Genomic DNA, 15,839 nt, shown 5'->3' on the forward strand with positions numbered 1-15,839 from the left:
TCAGCCCTCCGCTTCCAGAAAGGCGACATGCTCCACTCGATCGCCAAATTGCCATTTCCCGCGTGAGATGAGCCGGTCCTTGCGCATTGCCGTCAGGCTGGATTCGTCGACGCCAGCGTCAATGCTCTCGTCCCAGACGAGCCGTGACAGAGCGGGCAAAGCTTCCACTGGTGCATTGCCCCAGCGATCACGATTCGCTTCTCGCGCTTGGTCATGCTCTGCGGCGTATCCCGTGAAGGCTTCCATCGCCGAATCAGCCTGCAGCACCCTGGGGCACAGCGGAGCGTCGAGCGGACAGGATTTGCGGCCGAGATACAGCACGAACCGAGGTTGCGCTAGCGCGCTGCTCAGCTGATCCAGGGAATACGGCGCCTCGGCCTTCTCCTGAAGGGCGACCAACCAGCCGGCATTCTCGCGATAGTCGCGTTTGGAGATGATCGTGGTGAGCGCCGTTCGCGCGTGGGCGAGTTCATCGCGCCGTGTCGCATGAGGGCGCCCCTTCATCCGGGATTGGCTAGGCATCTGCACCGTGTGGTAATCGCGCATCAGTGTCCCGGTGGACAGGACACCGATCGCCAATCCGTAACCCTGCGCCAATCGATGGTGCTCAGCCTCCTGTTCGCGGCGAAGGCCAAGCGCAGCAGCCAGGAGTCCGAATACGCCGGATGCGCTGGGATAGATATCCGTACCGCGATAGTCGCCTACAGCCGTAGCACCCCAGGCGGCCAGCGACCCCTGCAGTTGGAAAACAAGGAAGGCCATGGCTTCAGCACCGCGCGACGAAGTCGACAAGCTCCTGCAGCGACCCCTCGCCACGCTCGACGTTCATGACGCGGTGTTCTTCCGCACAGCTGCCATAAACCTTGTCGAAATTGTCGCGACGGGTCTCCAGTGCCTGGACCGCGAGATCGAAGGTCCCTTTCTCTTCATTCCCGCGCACCGGCTTAAGGAAGGCCTGTGACAGTGACCGCGGCTGCTGGTCCCCGCACTCCGCCATGACATAGCTCGCATAGGCGCGGGAGGCATAGCTGTTCTGCATGCCGGTCGGCGAGATCTTGGTGACGGCGTGGAGCAAGGCTTGTAGCGCTTTCTCGGTGAGCGCATCGTCGCCATCCAGGTTTTCCGCCAGAAGCTCGCGATTGATGCACAGATAGAGGTAGAAGACGCCGGCACCATAGCCCCGCTCGCCAATATGACCGGCCCCCTTGTCCTCCAGCCCCTCGTTGAGGTCATCCACGGCGCTGAAGTAATCATCCTCCACCGCGCTCTTGTGGACGGTGAAGGCGTGTGCCACCTGCACCGCAGCGTCCATGTTGTGAGATGGCTCATCAGCCAGCATGCGGCCGAACATGGCGATGTCGACGGCGTGCTGCGGCCGGCGCAGGAGCTTCAGCTCATCATCGCTTGGCGCACTGCCACGCCCGGCGCAGGATTTCACGAGCGCGTCGATCGCATCGCGCTCGCCCGGGCTGACATGGGCGAGCTGCTCGATCTCGAGATCGTTCTGTGGATTCTCCTTGGACTCCTTCTTGCGCTTGCCGAAGCGTTCGGCAATCTTTTGCGCCCAGGCATGCGCATCCTTTTCCGATACGCCACGCTCCACGAGCGCCTCGTAGACGCGGATGCCCGCTTCTTTGGTGCGTGTGCCCAGCACGGTGGACACCTTGCCCCAGCGAACCACCGGCTCGCCCGCCGGATATGCCGATGCACCAAGCGCCTCACCGAAGACCTCTGAGGTGCGCCAGGCGCGCTTCAGGCTCTGGGAAGAAATGCGCAGACGCAATGCATCGCCGACCAGGGCGGTCTTCGGCCGACCGGTATCGTCGCGGTTGAGATTGGATGGCGGGTATTGCGTAAGGATATGCAACTGAATAAAGCGAGACATGAGGACTTCTCCCTTGATGGCATCGAATGGGATCGAATGGCGGAAGCCGAGCTACTCGGGCCAGTGGTAGCCGTAGGCCCAGGCCTTCCTGACGCCATCTCCCCAGAACAGAAGATCGTGGGCGAGGGCGATGACGTTCATCTTGTGATCAGTAAGCGGCAGGGCTCGACGCAGGCCGATGAAAAGGCTGTCGATATCCGGTGATTCCAGCAAGCGGACGAAGCGCAGCTTGCTGACGGCGGGTTGGTCATCACCGGCTGCACGCACGCTGAGGCGTTCGGGGACGCTGTCTCCGGGGCTATCGAATTTGACATGCGCAAGCAAACCGACTGCCGCCGCCAGCCGATCTCGCGAATGCACTGAACCGAATGACTCGTCGTAGTCCAGCAGACGGCGATAGCAGCGCTGATAGGGTGCGCTGATGCTGACCGCAGTGATGTCTGGCGCGCGCCGGAGAATCGCGCGATCCGCACGCCTATCGTCCAGCTCCTGCCACCATTCGAGTAGCGCCGCTCCGGCACCGTATTCACGCTTGAGACTTTTCATCCCTTCCCCCTCAGGCCGATGCGGACTCATGTTCTTGATAGGGGGCCTTGTCAGGCCCGGCGTCATTCTTCGGCAGCGCCAGGGCATCGCGCAGCTTGCGCCCATGAAGGCTCTGACGAAGACGTCGGTACGCGGCCGCCACGCGTTGTGGGTGCTGGCGCTCGACAGCACCCGCGCCGACAAAGCACTCATCGAACAGCGATGTGGCGGCATGCACCAGCGCCTGATGGAGTCGCCGCTTTAGAGCACCCGAATCGGCTTCCTTAGCCTGCCGCTCCGCCGTGATGACCGCCTGCAGGACGCCGTAGAAGCTGGCTTCGGTGGCCGACCAGAAGCTGGCATCGACCACACTGAGATCGCCACGCGCCTCGTGACCGAACCAGGCTTCCTTCACCGCGGTGCGCAGAAAATAGGCGGCCAGCTCGGCGCCGGACAGCCAATGCGAGACTTCGTTCTGAATGCGCTTGAGCGCGCCGGCTTCGCATTCGAGCAGGCCGTAAAGCGGCAGGGTGCTGTCGTACCAGCAACGCGCCTTCATGTTGTCCATGTCGAACCCGAAGGCACGCAGATGCAGCGGCGCGTGTCCAAGGGCCCGCGCCCGGCCCGACTCGAGCTGCGCACCGACGACCCTTGCCGCGCGCTGCCGCTTCTTCTCATCCTCGGTCCCCAGCACCCAGGCCAGCCAGTGGCGATACCCGAGCCCACCCGGCTGCGGGTGCATGGGCAGCCATCCCTCCTTGCTCTCGTAGTAGGGGGAAAGCGGATGCTCCCACGGGCCCTTGTAATTTAGCCCGTAGTTCTTCGTCACATACTGCGTAATGCACTGCTCCGACGAGCGCCCGCACACATCACAGTCACCGTGCTCCACTGCCGAAAAGTCGAGCCGAATGCGCCGCGGCATAGCCCAAAAGACGTGGGCAGGATGCACATCGATGGGTGCCAACGCGCCCCCATCCTTCTGCAGACTGGTCTGCGCGCTCATCCAGGGGAAGGTATAGAAGGACTCCGTCTTTTCCGGGTTTCCACCAGCCTCCAGAAAACGCGAGCGCTCCTGCACATTCAGCCAGAGGTCGTGCCACAGACTGCGCGCGGGCTGGCAAACCACCAGGGTCGTCAGCGGTCCGCCTCCGCGAAGCCCGGTGCGGTGCCCCGCCCCACCCGACGGTGCATTGATCTGTAGCGTGAGCAACGCGGCCGCAGCACAGCAAGGACACATGCCGGCAATCTGCCCGCGCTTGATGAAATGATCTCCATTGTCCTTCAGCGTCTTTCCGCCGGGCGCTTCGATCAACAGGGCCGCAATATCGTTGACCGTGCCTTGATCCGTTGTCAGCGTGCGATCCTGCATGAAGCGCGCGGCGTCGCCATCGAGCTCGAACGCCGCCTGCACGGGAGCGAACCAACTCTGCAGCGTGTCTGCATCCGGCGGCTCGCGAAAGCGCTTCGCCCAGTCGCGCGACGTCTCGATTGGCGCCGTCGTCTGCAGCAAGCCGATCGCGAACTGGAGAAGCGCCGCATTGAAATCCGCGCGTGGCGCATCAAAGCTGGCGACATCCGGATCGGCCAATTGGGCCGGACTGACCCAGTCGCGCGCACCGGACGAGCTGCGTTGCACCGGTAGCCATCTGTCAGAAAGCAAATTCACCAATCACCTCCATCCGGGATTAGACGACTGGGCGGGGGTGGAAGCCGCCGCACCCTTCCGTTTCTCAACGGCCAACGGACTTTTGGAAGGCCCGCAGTTGCCGAAAGGCGTGAAGAGCTGTCGAGCAGGTAACTTACCCCTATTTCATATCTAGTGTCAAAGTGGAAAGGTTCTCTGATATTATCCGACTTCGTCAGCAAACCGCGTTCCCCTGCGACAGGGGATGAACCGTGGAATGGTTCGCTGCCTGCCATGGAATGGCCTAGTTCCCCGCATGCGCGGGGATGTAAGGAGCCGGGGCTCACGACCCCGGCTCCACTTCATTCAAGCCAGTGAAGCTGCTGTAAAGCCATGTTCGATGACTTTCGCGCCCACGCCCCGTTATTCCAACTGCTTCCGCAACCCAGCCATCCTCGCGCTCTTCCAGCGGAAGCACGACGCTCCATCGCCCCTTGTCCGGCAGCTCTTCCAGAAGCGCCTCCAGCGCCCGCTTGCGCTCGGGATCGTTCGGCTCCGGGGTGCTGGCAATCAGACGCTCGGCCACGCGCAGGCTGCTGTAAGCCCAGGCGTGGCGCCGCGGGAAGTTGCCTTCCGCCCAGGGGATGAAGCGGCCGTCCGACCATCGCACCAGCACGACGGTATTGCTTGCCTCGCCCAGACGGGAGGGCGTCTTCGCCTCATCCCACCAATCAATCCCGCCACGGGCATACCCTCTTTCAAGCTTCACGGTGTTCTGCTGCGCCTGTGAGGCATCTGCAGAAACAGCCCCGGCGACCTTAAGCGCCTGGGCAGCCAGACCTTCCGGCAGTGCATCGTCATCCGCTCCGAAGACATCCTCGATAAAGCGCCGCGCATCCTCCGGCATCGTCATATGCCCCTGCCGCAAACGCTGAGCGGTGCGCCACAGATGACCATGGTGGGGATAGACCAGTGCCGATTTTGGGAAGGCCTCCTTGAACCAGTCTTCGCCTGGTTCCTCGTGCCATTCCGGTCCGTGCACCCACAAGCAGGGAACGCCGCGTTGATCATGGGCGGCTGCATCCAACAAGCGACGGCCGTGCGCATCGCGGACATGGCGATGCATGCGACCAGCGCGTTGGATGATGCGATCAATGGGTGCCAGATCGCTGATCAGCAGGTCCCAGTCGGCGTCCAGGCTCTGCTCCGCGACCTGCGTGGCGATCACCACGCGACCGGCGCGTTCCGACGTGCCGCTGTCCTTTCCGAAATTGTCGAGAATCTGCTGCTCGATCGCCAGGCGATCCTGCAAAGCGAAGCGGGCGTGGAAGAGCGTGACGGCGCTCTCCGGCACATACGCAGTGACCAGCGCTTGGGCTTCCAACGCATCGGCTACGGTGTTTCGTATCCAACACACGCAACGCCCCATTGCTACCGCCTCTCGAATCGCGTCAACGACCGCTTCCCGGCGCGGCTCGTAGCGCACATCGATACGACGACGCACAACGTCCCGGGTCGCCACCGCAGCTTCTTCCAGCAAAGCCGGCGCAACCCCCACCCAGGACGTCACCAATGGATAAGCATCGGAGTCGCCAAGCGGCGCGACCGACTCCCTGCCACGGGCGAAAGCCTTGAGCAGGGCCTGCTTCATGCGTCTGGGCATCGTTGCGGACAACAGGATGACACTGCCCCCGACACGCGCGTGAAACTCCAGAAGGGTTTCCAGCACCCGCTGCATGTAGGCGTCGCAGGCATGCACCTCGTCGACGATCAAGACCTTGCGGAACAGCCCGAGCAGGCGCAGTGACTGATGGCGGCTGTGCAACACGGCCAGCAGGGCCTGATCAATCGTCCCCACGCCGGCAGATGCAAGAAGCGCCCGCTTGTTGTGATCCGCGAGCCACGCTGTGCAGCGGGCGGACGCGGTTTGATCCTTCTCGTCACGATCGGGTCCACCCGGATCATTGGGCAGCACGGTGCCAGCGAAGGCCTCTACGAGATTGCGCTGACCGTGGGCGAGAACCAGGCTCGGGCGCCCGGCGAATAGCGTGCGGTAGACCTCCGCGATTCGCCCGTACATCGCATTGGCCGTGGCCATCGTGGGCAGACCGATGAAGAAGCCATCCGCCTCGCCCGCGGCCATGAGACGGTAGGCAAGCATCACGGCGGCCTCGGTCTTCCCTGCCCCGGTGACATCTTCGAGCATGTGGATCTGCGGCCCTTCGGCAAGCTCAACCGACATGGCCCAGTGCTGCAGCGGCGAGGGCATATCGATGCCAGGGAACAATTCGCTGAAAGAGCGCCCTGCCCGAGCAGCCTCCGGCAGAACGCCGGCCGAGTCCAGGGCCAGCTTCGCTCGATCCTGGGCACAGGACCAGTATTCATCCAGCGGACACGCGTCGTCGCAGTAGGGGAAGAAGTCGGTGTTCGAGCCCAGCCAATCCGACAGCACGGCAATACCGGCGACCCACCAGCTCACGGCACGGCTGACTTGCTCGAAGCCGTCGGGATCGGCTGCCGTCACGGCCTCAACGACGGAGGGAACGAGGAAGCGCTCGCGAGCCGCTTCCACGAATGCAAAGACCGCCTCAAGGTCATCGTGCCGGTCGAAATGCGATTCCCAGCTCTCGTGCGTATCACGCGGCGGCTGGCCGTGATGACCGGTGACGGCACGCGCCCAGGCATCGCAACCATCCAGTAGATCAATGCTCCTGGAGCCGAACCACCCCTCAGCCTCGATGCGGCTTGCGAGCGGCTCTTTCCAGAATAGAAAGCCGAGCGTGTCGTGCCGGGTCCCGTAAACTTTCGCGGCATTCGGCTCCCGCTTCCGCAACGTCAGGAACAGTTCCGGCTTCTGCGACTGGAAGGCCTCCGAGAATTTCCCCAAATCGTGAACCGCAAGCCAGAACGCCAGCCAGTTCTCCACAGTATTCGCATTCCATCCGAGCGCCTGTTCCAGGAGTTCTCGAACACTTCGAGCACGCCGCAAGTACTCCACCCCCACGGCGGCTACATCAAGGCTGTGGAATGGCAGCGGGTGGAACTGAGCGCCCTCATCGCCGTCAGGCCTCGCTTTCCCCCAGTAGCGGTAGAAGCCGGGAGACTCCTTGCTGATGTCGGCTTTTCCGGATTCCGCTTGTCTCATGGCCCCTCCCGCTGATTCCGCTTGTCGCGGGCACACAGACTGAGGCACGTCACCCGTGCTCGATATATGGATTCGCCCGCGAAAGCGCTCCTGTCACTGCCACCCTACCGGCAAAGAGGCTCATGAGGTGAGCCTGGAACGCAGGTTCTCGCCGCAACCTCCAAGGCCCCATCGATCAAGATTCGGGGCCTCCCAATCCCACGGCCTAGAAGATCAGGTGCTCGAGGCTTCTTCCATGGACAGCAGCAGATGGACCCGCCCGGTCGCTGTGAGCTTGTCGCGGTCTTCGCCCTGCCAGCAGTCGACGCGCACGGCGGCAATGCGACGGCCCTGGCGCAGGACTTGGCAGGCGGCGTGCAGCGGCTCGAGGCGGGCGGAGCGGAGGTAGTCCAGCGAGAAGTCGATGGGCTTGGGGAAGCGGTCCTGGGCTTCGTCGACGAGCACGGTCACCAGCGCGGCGGCCTCCATGAGCGCGGCCACTGCGCCGCCGTGGATGGCCGGCAGGCGCTTGTTGCCGATATGGTTGTCGCGCGGTGGCAGCGTGTAGATGGGGCCGTCGGCACCCGTTTCGGCGGCGATGCCGAGATGCGCCGTGTAGGGGATCACGTCGAGCATGCCCTGGTAATCGCGCTCGCGGCGAAGCCGCTCCAGCCCCTTGCTCGTCTGGCTCATGCGACTTGCTCCTTCTTCGCCGGCGGGCGCATGAAGCTGGCCGTGACCATTGCCGCCGCGTCCTCGGCGCCTTCGGCGCGGATATCGCAATGCACGAAGCCGACTTCGCGCGTATGGCGATGGCAGTGCGCGCGCACGACCAGCGTGTGCTCGACTGACACCGGCCGCAAATAGTCGATGCGCAGATCCAACGTCGCCACGGCGGTGAGCTCGTTGATGGCAGAGACATAGGCCACGCCCGAGGCAGCATCCGCCAGCGTGAGCAGCACGCTGGGGAAGTAGAGCTGCCGCTCGGGGTCACCGCACAAGGCGGGCTTGCCCGGCAGCCGCAGGGTCGCGACGCCACGTTCGATATCGACGACCTCGATACCGAGATCGGCGTTGTGCGGGACTGCCGCGACAAAGCGTCGCGCCATTTCCAGATAGGGGTTCTGCGTCATGGAGCCGCCATCCGCTGGCTGAGCATAAGTCAGCATTATCGCAGCGCCGCGCGTTGCAGTGCCCCGCTTGCCATGCGCCAATCAGCGGCGTATCAATGGGGCAGCTTCGGTAGCTGCATAGGAGACATGCCATGAACACGCACAGCCTGCCCGCCGGTAGCCTGACCCCATCGTGGGGAGTCCCGATGCTGCGCCCTCTGCATTGGCTGTGGCGCGGCGCCGCGGACATGCGGCACAGCCTTGGTACGAGCCTGATCTACGGCCTTATCGTCACCGCCATCGGCGCGCTCATTCTTGCGCTTGGCAACCATCCCAGCTTCATCGCCGCGACCATCACGGGCTTTCTGCTGGTGGGACCAGCGCTGGGAACGGGCCTGTGCGAGCTATCCCGGCGGCGCGAGCAGGGGGAAGCCATGGGCTTCGAGGCTTCGCTGTCACCGCTTGCGCGCCGGCGCAGCGCGCTGCTGGGGCTGGCGAGCGTACTCGTCGCCCTCAGCGCCGTTTGGTTCCTGCTGTCGACGCTACTGCTGCAAGGTGTCTTCGGCGCGCAGGTGCCGGTCACCTTCGGCGCGCTGTGAGGCGACGCGATGGCGCAGGCCAGCAGTGAGCAGCTCATCGCTTACGTCGCCAGCGGCGGCGCACTGGCAGCTCTCGTCTTCGTGCTATCAGTGGTCGCGGTGCCGCTGATCATTGATCGAGAGAGCACCACGACTGGCGAGGCCATGAGCGCGAGTCTTTCCGCCTGCATGCAGAACCTGCCGGCGGCAATCGTCTGGGCGGCGCTCATCACCGCACTGGTTGCAGTAGGCTTCGCGACCATGCTAATCGGCATGCTGGTGATCTTTCCGCTGCTGGGCCACGCCACCTGGCACGCCTATCGCGACCTTTCTCGCTAACCTGGCGGGAAACGAAAAGCCCCGCATCAGCGGGGCTTTTCGGATTCAGCAGCTGCTTCGCTTCTAGAAGCTGAAGCCGGCGCCAATACGCAGATCGTCAAGATCAAGGTCGTTGCCGCTGTCGCTCAGTCGCGTGACGCGGTAGTCGGCGAAGATGCTGACGCTCTCGTTTGCCAGAAAACGCAGGCCCACGAGGAATTCGGGGCCATCGGCATCATCGATCGATATGAAGCCGACGCTGCCGTGCACCATGAACTGGGGCGTCAGCATCGCTTCGGCGCCACCATGGATGCCGAAACCGCTTTCGTCATCGGAATCCAGAAAGGGGCCGTCCAGCTCGACCTGGATGAATTCGGCACGCCCGATCAGGTTCAACGCTGGGTTCACGGCCGATGTGAAGCCGACGCCGGCGCGAAGCTGATCAATCTCGAGCTCGGAATCATCAAGCTCGACCGCTTGATACTCGCCAGTGAAGAACAGCTGATCGGCGAAACGGGCGCGGCCTTTTACGCCAAAGCCGTCGCCGTCGTCATCGGCGGAAGCTCCGCCTTCACTGATCTCGAACTCGGCGCTCGGGATGTAATAGCCGTCGATGTAGCCCAGAGATGCCGACTGCGCCGGTGCCAGATAGGCGAGCGATGCAATGCCGCATGCCACGGCAGCGGCGAAAGATTGTTGCTTCATGCCTTCTCCCTTATTGGTAGCTTGGATGTCCCGCACCGGAATATTGCACCATCCAGGTGCAGACCGGAAGAGACTGGAAGCGCCTCAGCTGGGCGGCGCCACGCGCGCCGGAGGACCATACGCGTTTTCGCCCTCGCTGCCTTTCAGCACCATCATGACCAGCAGGATGATGCCGCCCACCAGCGGGATGAAGCCGATGAGGATCCACCAGCCGCTGCGGCCAGTGTCGTGCAAGCGCCGGATGGTGACGCCGATACCCGGCAGCAGCACCGCCAGCGTGTAGATCAACCCGAGCAGTCCCATGCCACCAAACATGTCGAAGGTGCCGATGACGGCATCGAGCACAGCCAGCGCAATGGCGATCAGCAGATTGAACAGAAAGAACATCCAGTACTCGCTGCGCCCTGCCCGACCGTCGAATACGGCGTAATCCTTGAGAACCGCCAGATACCAGCCCATTGCTACTCTCCCTAGTGCTTTGGCGCCAAAGCTATCCCGCGTGCTTCAGTGCGCCCATCCCCAAGACGCGGTACAGCCGGGGCGGTTCATGAGTCGCGAAATCAGCGAGCGGAAACCAGTGCATCCGCCGGAATCGCAGGCACGACGATGCTCGACGGCGTGTCGCCACCGCTGTGAACGCTGATGATGCCAAGCAGCTGATCGAGCAGGTCGGGCACCGGGGGCAGGCCGTGCGGAAAGTCGCTGGGACCGACAGTCACACGCAGGCGATGACCTTCGGGAATCACGAAGCTGGTCGGAAAGACCTCGACGTTGACCGGCACGATATTGCCGATGCCCGGGACATCCCGCGCCTCGCGCGTGAAGATATGCCAGGGCTGGATCATCTCGCCGTCCAGATAGCGCGCGCGCTCGGGGTCGACAGCGCGCATGGAGGCATTGAGCAGACCGTGGCTCAGCTCGCGCGAGGCACCGCTTTCGTCGACCAGGGTCACCCGCACATTGACGCCGGTATCGGGCGCAGAACTGCTCACCCAGAGATCGGCCTGAATCGGGCCGTTGACGACGTAGTCCTCCGCCATCGGCGGGGTCGTGTAGGTCACCTCGATGATCTCGTTGAGGCGATTATCCTGAGCACAGGGCGGAGTCACCAGGCCGAGGATGCCGGCAGTCCACTGCGAGGCGCTGGAGGAACAGAGCCCGTTGACCGGCAGCTGCAGCGTACGATCGATGCCGCTGTCCGCCGGAAGCTGTCTCGACAGCGTGCCGCCCGCCTGCAGATACCAGCGCTCGGCGCGCGCTTTCGGATGCGGCCAGCCGGTGGCCACCGACCAGCGCTCAGCACCCCAGTAGTACTGCGTGACTTCGGGCTGCGCCTTGGCACCGCTGGGCATGTCGCGCAGATAGTGGTCGAACCATTGCAGCGCCATCTGATCCATGCTGGGCAGGCCGGCCGCTTCGAGGCCAGCGCCGGAGGAACCGTCGAGGTGCTCCCACGGCCCGATCAGCAGCTTGGCGTCGGCGTTGCGCTGAATGGCCTCATAGAGCATCGGCTCGCCACGCTGGAAAATGTCCTTCAGCCCGCCGATGATGAAGGTCGGCGTGCGGATCCGGTCCGCCACCTCGATGGGTGAACGCGTGCGCCAGAAAGGCCCGTCCTGTGCGATCTCTCCGCCGAGCAAAGCCTGCGCGAGAATGGGCACCTGGAAGCTAGTGAGCGCCGCCAGCAGATTCTGCACCGCAGAGTTGACGTAGAGGCCCGGGTCCTGCACCAGGTCCGGCGTCGGCACGATGCTGAGTGCAGTGACCAGCCCCATCCACAGCGGGATGAAACCGACGTTGGTCTGCCCGCCACTGAAGACGATGTCACGGTAGGCATCGCCCATGGGTACGATCGCGAAGACCGCCTCGTGCGCAGGATGCTGCTGCGCCGCCGTGAACAACTGGGTGATACCCATGAAAGAGGCGCCCCAGGTGCCAACGCGGCCGTTGCTCCAGGGCTGAGTCGCCACCCAGTCCATAACCTCGGCATAGTCGGCCTGCTCGTTCTCACCAAAGGCTTCCCAGGCACCCTCCGAGCTGCCGGTGCCGCGCACATCGACCGAAACATGCGCATAACCGCGCTGCACGAGGTAGTCGTTGAAGGCGGGGATGACCGGCAGGCCGCGGTTGTAGCCGGTCTGCGTCAGCAGCACAGGGAAGGGGCCCTCGGCGGGCTCGCCGTCGGGACCGGCGGGCAGGCGCACCGCCGTGGCCAGGCGAATACCGTCGCGCAGCGTGATGGCCTGCGCCGGCAGCGTGGCCGAGCCGGCGTACTCGGCGGGCCGCTCATAGGGCGTCCATTTCGCGGCAACCTGCGCACTACCGTCGGGTGATGCGCTCTCGCCGCAGGCGCTGAGCAATCCTGCCGCGAGCAGCACGACAAGCAGGTGGCGTCCCTTCCACAGCAATGGCCTCATGCCAAGTCTCCGTCCAATTAGTTATTTACTGACAGCGGATTCTAGCCCGCCCCCACAAAATATTGACCCGCAATAAAAAACGCCGGCGACCGAAGCCGCCGGCAAGACCCCCAACACTAGTCTTGTAGCGGGCACGCGCTCAGCGCGCCTCACGTATCTGGATGACCTGCTGGAAAGTCGGCCGATTGGTCCAGTGGATGGCAGGCACTGGCAGGAAGGTGAGCGGCACATGCTCGACCGCATCGCACTCTTCCACCGTGCCACAGTCGCCCCCCTTGGCATAGGAATCGAGCTGACTGCCGTCCCAGCTGTCCATCGCCGCAATGCCGCCGAGATCGGTCAGCGCTGCGTCCAGAGCACTCAGCACGGCCTGCCGACACGCACCAGCGTCCTCGCTGCCGGCGCAGCGCAACGCGCGATAGGGCGTGTGCCCGGGCTTGTCCAGTGCCGTTTCCAGCAGCCGCTTCATGTGCTCGTACCAGCCGGACTGAAAAGCCGAGCCCTGTGCACGCGGCGCGTCATAACGGCCCTGCAGCACCGTCGGCAGGCCCTCGAACTGCGGCAGCATGGTGTCGATCAGCCGCTGATACCAGGCATCCATCAGCACCACTGCGGCGCGGTGATCGTAGGCGCCATCGTTGTCACGATCGCGGCGATAGGCGCCCAGGCCTTCGCCGCCGTCGATCCAGCTGCGCGAACCGTCGGCGATCCAGTCGCCCATCAGCGCGACGACCTGCTGCTGCGTCTCGCTCAGCTCTCCAGTCTGCATCAGATCCAGCAACAGCGGCAGCACGGTCTGACCGCGCAGATCGACAAAGGCGGCATCGGCCAGAATCTCGGTCAGCGTACCGATGTCGTGCTTGCGGCCAGCCGCGCGGAACGCTTCGAGGCGCTCGACCAGCAGGTCGATGCGATGCGTCGGCCCGTAGCTGCCATTGGCGTCGGATGCCCACCAGCCATCGGCCGGCGCATTGTTCCACTGCGCGATGAAGGGCTGGTTGAGTACCTGCGGATGCTCTTCCATCGACAGATAGCCGTCGAACTCGAAGTAGCCATCGCGCAGCGGATCGTTCTGCGCCACCGGCGTCGCAGGGTTCGGGAAGCTGATACCACCCTCGGAAGCCTTGCCACCGAAAGCATCGAAGAAACCGGCGTTGAAGGGCACGCTGGCGCTATCAAGCTGGCCCTGCCACTCGAAGCGGCCGTCGCCCCATACCGGCAACTCGGGATGATGCGCCGGGTCGCGCTTCGGATACAGCCCGCTGTGGAAAACGCCGGCATCCTGCGAATCGACGTACATCCAGTTGAAGGAGCCCGTCACGCTGTTGAAAAGCTTCCGGAAGCTGTCGAAATCCTCGACGATATTGCTGGTGGCCAGCGCAAAGGTCGGTGCGGTCTCCAACTCGCCGAAAAAGGTGGCTCGCTGCAGCGAGAGCGCGACGGGCTCGCCGCGCACGGTGGCAGTGGCGAAGACCGGCCCGTAGTGCGTGCGGGCGACTGAGCGCACCACGCGCTGCGGCGCCGGCGGGCCACCCAGGGCCACCGAGGCCACGGTGGGCAGCGCCGTCCATTCGTCGACGCGCTTGAAGAGTTCGCGGCACTGCATGCCCTGCCCGTCGCCGGCATCGACCAAGTAGCCGTCGGCAACCAGCATCCCCTGCTCGTCGGTCTCGCGCGTGGCAGGCGTGCCGTCGACGTTACAGAGCTTGGAAACGCGCACGTCGACCAGGTCGGAATTGCCCGAAGTCGCGCTCCAGGCAAAGTCGGCGCCGCGGCCGATGTTGATATAGGGCAGATCGCCGAAGACGACGCCGCGGCCGTTGAAATCCAGCGGCCCCGGGTTGTCGCCACCCGACTTGATGGCGACCTCCCACAGCAGCTGCGGCGCGAAGTAGCTCGCCTGCGGACCGAAGACGGCGATGGGCGCGCCCTCGCGCGTCTCCGACGCCGGAACGACCACGCCATTGGACATGGTCTCGGGCAGCGGCAGACCGGCAGCGGCCAGATGCTGGCGCGCGCTTTCACCCGGCTCGATTCCGCCGTTGAGCAGACGCGACTGCGAGGATCGCTGCCGCCCGTCACGCATGGGAGGATCGATGCGCGCGATCCGCGTGGCGGCGCCACCTTGACCCTCAGCACCGAGCATCAGGCAAGTCTCCAGCGCCGTGCTGCCGTCAATGAAGCAATCCAGAAGATCCTCCGCCAGAGGTAGATTCGGCAGCAACGGGAGGCTGGAGATGGCGTCGCCGCCGACACCACCGAGAACATTGCCGACCACCGCGCCCAGGGTCTCACCGCCGGATGCCGCGGCCGTGAGCAGGCTGGGCCGCGTCTCGAAGCTACCCGGGTCGAAGATGGCCGCGCCAGCCGGCAGATCCTGCGGGCACGCCTCGCTGACGCTGGCCGGTGACTGCGTAGCGAACTCGCGCGCGTTCACTGTCTTGTGCGCATACGGGTCCATGGCGTGACGCAGGTCGCGCCACAGCTCACAGGCGGCGGCCGGCACGGCGCCGCTATCCGGTCCGAAGCTGCCGTCTAGGGCCTGCAGCAGGCGCAGGTTCTGGTGCTCGCCGCCGCCGCCGATGGCGAAGATCGACTGGATCAGCGTCGCCGAGGCAACGATGTCGGTACGCGTCCAGTCGCGCGGTGGAAAGGCTGGCGGCACGCTGGGCAGATCGCCCACCTGCAGTGCCAGCGTGGCGTACTCGGGCGGGATATCCCCGGCACCGGCGCCGTTGAGCGTATCCAGATAGGCGTTGATGCCGGCGACCATATTGTCGACGTCCTGCACGACGAGATCGCCGAGCGACCCGAACTTGGAGCGCGCGCGCTCGACCATGGCCTCCAGCTCTTCCTCGCTATAGCCGGCGAAGTTGGCGAGATCCGCGTCGAAACCGAGCGTATCCGGCGCCGCGCCGAGGAACTCCGAGAAACGGCCGCGACCGATGGCGCGCAGCGCGTCGTGCAGCCAGAGCCGATCCTGCGCCGAGGCATAGCCGAAGCCGTACATGGCGTCAGCGCGCGTATCGCCCTCGACAAAGGGCACGCCCCAGCCATCGCGACGGATCGTCACCACGCCACCAGCGGACGTGTTCAGGGTCAGGCTCTCGGTAACCTGCTGCGGCTCCAGTCCGGCGTCCTTGTAGTAATTGCAGGCCTGATCGGAAACCGGCTCATGAGCGTCGATATCGACCGGCGGCTCGCAGGGCGCTGCCTTGAGATCTTCCTGCGCATAGGCGAGATTGCCGTAAAGCTCGAGCTGGTCGGCGAAATTGTCCGGATAGGACAGTACCGACCCGACCGGCGCGCCCACGCCGCCGGCGGAATTGCCGTTGTTGCCGGGCGGCACGGCACTCAGGAAGACGCTGCCTTCCGGCGAGGCACGATCACCGCCACCCGGAGCACCTGGGCCTCCCGGACCGCCGTCGTCAACCGTGTCGGGGGGATGGCTGCCACCACAGGCGGCGAGCAGAACAACGACAATAGCGGCGAGGCCGCGACTCACACGGGGGTGCATGCTGTCTCCTCTCTCCCTTGCTGCGCGATGCGAT

General features: G+C 64.4%; 11 protein-coding genes and 1 pseudogene. 1 reads left to right on the top strand and 11 read right to left on the bottom strand.

Translation table 11 applies throughout. The features are described 5' to 3' along the window. The 7 genes from cas5e to U743_RS13340 all read right to left on the bottom strand — a co-directional run bounded on the left by cas5e (position 1) and on the right by U743_RS13340 (position 8,291). Positions 1 to 762, bottom strand: coding sequence for a type I-E CRISPR-associated protein Cas5/CasD (cas5e, locus tag U743_RS13310; RefSeq protein ID WP_043768930.1), 762 nt, complete (start codon positions 760 to 762; stop codon positions 1 to 3). Positions 763 to 766: 4 nt separating this feature from the next. Next, positions 767 to 1,885: a type I-E CRISPR-associated protein Cas7/Cse4/CasC gene (gene cas7e / locus U743_RS13315; protein ID WP_043768931.1), complete on the bottom strand. Its 1,119-nt coding sequence runs from the start codon at positions 1,883 to 1,885 to the stop codon at positions 767 to 769. 51 nt (positions 1,886 to 1,936) lie between these two features. Beyond that, positions 1,937 to 2,431 (bottom strand): type I-E CRISPR-associated protein Cse2/CasB, encoded by a 495-nt coding sequence (casB, locus tag U743_RS13320; protein ID WP_043768933.1) that lies wholly within the window; start codon positions 2,429 to 2,431, stop codon positions 1,937 to 1,939. 10 nt (positions 2,432 to 2,441) lie between these two features. Further along, the gene (casA, locus tag U743_RS13325; protein WP_043768934.1) at positions 2,442 to 4,076 is read right to left on the bottom strand and encodes a type I-E CRISPR-associated protein Cse1/CasA; all 1,635 of its coding nucleotides are present in this window, start codon (positions 4,074 to 4,076) and stop codon (positions 2,442 to 2,444) included. A gap of 301 nt (positions 4,077 to 4,377) precedes the next feature. Then, positions 4,378 to 7,179 (bottom strand): CRISPR-associated helicase/endonuclease Cas3, encoded by a 2,802-nt coding sequence (locus U743_RS13330; protein ID WP_084191547.1) that lies wholly within the window; start codon positions 7,177 to 7,179, stop codon positions 4,378 to 4,380. A gap of 213 nt (positions 7,180 to 7,392) precedes the next feature. Further along, positions 7,393 to 7,851 carry a PaaI family thioesterase gene (locus tag U743_RS13335; protein WP_043768936.1) on the bottom strand — a complete coding sequence of 153 codons (459 nt, stop codon included), beginning with the start codon at positions 7,849 to 7,851 and terminating at the stop codon, positions 7,393 to 7,395. Further along, positions 7,848 to 8,291, bottom strand: a complete 444-nt coding sequence (locus U743_RS13340; RefSeq protein ID WP_043768937.1) for a PaaI family thioesterase — start codon at positions 8,289 to 8,291, stop codon at positions 7,848 to 7,850. The genes U743_RS13335 and U743_RS13340 overlap by 4 nt, the downstream gene beginning before the upstream one ends. A 227-nt stretch (positions 8,292 to 8,518) precedes the next feature. On the opposite strand from U743_RS13340, the pseudogene U743_RS19515 reads away from it, so the two are divergent. Continuing rightward, positions 8,519 to 9,187 (top strand): annotated as a pseudogene (locus U743_RS19515) (DUF2189 domain-containing protein). A gap of 63 nt (positions 9,188 to 9,250) precedes the next feature. Here U743_RS19515 and U743_RS13350 read toward each other — a convergent pair. The 4 genes from U743_RS13350 to U743_RS13365 all read right to left on the bottom strand — a co-directional run bounded on the left by U743_RS13350 (position 9,251) and on the right by U743_RS13365 (position 15,805). After that, a complete protein-coding gene (locus tag U743_RS13350) occupies positions 9,251 to 9,871 on the bottom strand; it encodes an outer membrane beta-barrel protein (RefSeq protein WP_043768939.1) in 621 nt (206 codons plus the stop codon). A gap of 84 nt (positions 9,872 to 9,955) precedes the next feature. After that, entirely contained in the window at positions 9,956 to 10,330 is a 375-nt protein-coding gene (locus U743_RS13355; RefSeq protein WP_043768940.1) for a DUF805 domain-containing protein, read from the bottom strand. A 101-nt stretch (positions 10,331 to 10,431) separates the two neighbouring features. Next, complete coding sequence (locus U743_RS13360; protein WP_043768942.1) at positions 10,432 to 12,288, bottom strand: CocE/NonD family hydrolase; 1,857 nt, start codon at positions 12,286 to 12,288, stop codon at positions 10,432 to 10,434. Positions 12,289 to 12,427: 139 nt separating this feature from the next. Then, positions 12,428 to 15,805 carry a penicillin acylase family protein gene (locus U743_RS13365; protein WP_043768944.1) on the bottom strand — a complete coding sequence of 1,126 codons (3,378 nt, stop codon included), beginning with the start codon at positions 15,803 to 15,805 and terminating at the stop codon, positions 12,428 to 12,430. Positions 15,806 to 15,839 lie beyond the last annotated feature (34 nt).

The organism is Algiphilus aromaticivorans DG1253 (genome assembly GCF_000733765.1).
In the GTDB taxonomy this organism is placed as follows: domain Bacteria; phylum Pseudomonadota; class Gammaproteobacteria; order Nevskiales; family Nevskiaceae; genus Algiphilus; species Algiphilus aromaticivorans.

What these genes read in the sequence shown, in the direction of transcription:
- cas5e (WP_043768930.1), bottom strand. Translation starts at nt 762, where the DNA reads ATGGCCTTCCTTGTTTTCCAACTGCAGGGGTCGCTGGCCGCCTGGGGT.
- cas7e (WP_043768931.1), bottom strand. Translation starts at nt 1,885, where the DNA reads ATGTCTCGCTTTATTCAGTTGCATATCCTTACGCAATACCCGCCATCC.
- casB (WP_043768933.1), bottom strand. Translation starts at nt 2,431, where the DNA reads ATGAAAAGTCTCAAGCGTGAATACGGTGCCGGAGCGGCGCTACTCGAA.
- U743_RS13330 (WP_084191547.1), bottom strand. Translation starts at nt 7,179, where the DNA reads ATGAGACAAGCGGAATCCGGAAAAGCCGACATCAGCAAGGAGTCTCCC.
- U743_RS13335 (WP_043768936.1), bottom strand. Translation starts at nt 7,851, where the DNA reads ATGAGCCAGACGAGCAAGGGGCTGGAGCGGCTTCGCCGCGAGCGCGAT.
- U743_RS13340 (WP_043768937.1), bottom strand. Translation starts at nt 8,291, where the DNA reads ATGACGCAGAACCCCTATCTGGAAATGGCGCGACGCTTTGTCGCGGCA.
- U743_RS13350 (WP_043768939.1), bottom strand. Translation starts at nt 9,871, where the DNA reads ATGAAGCAACAATCTTTCGCCGCTGCCGTGGCATGCGGCATTGCATCG.
- U743_RS13355 (WP_043768940.1), bottom strand. Translation starts at nt 10,330, where the DNA reads ATGGGCTGGTATCTGGCGGTTCTCAAGGATTACGCCGTATTCGACGGT.
- U743_RS13360 (WP_043768942.1), bottom strand. Translation starts at nt 12,288, where the DNA reads ATGAGGCCATTGCTGTGGAAGGGACGCCACCTGCTTGTCGTGCTGCTC.
- U743_RS13365 (WP_043768944.1), bottom strand. Translation starts at nt 15,805, where the DNA reads ATGCACCCCCGTGTGAGTCGCGGCCTCGCCGCTATTGTCGTTGTTCTG.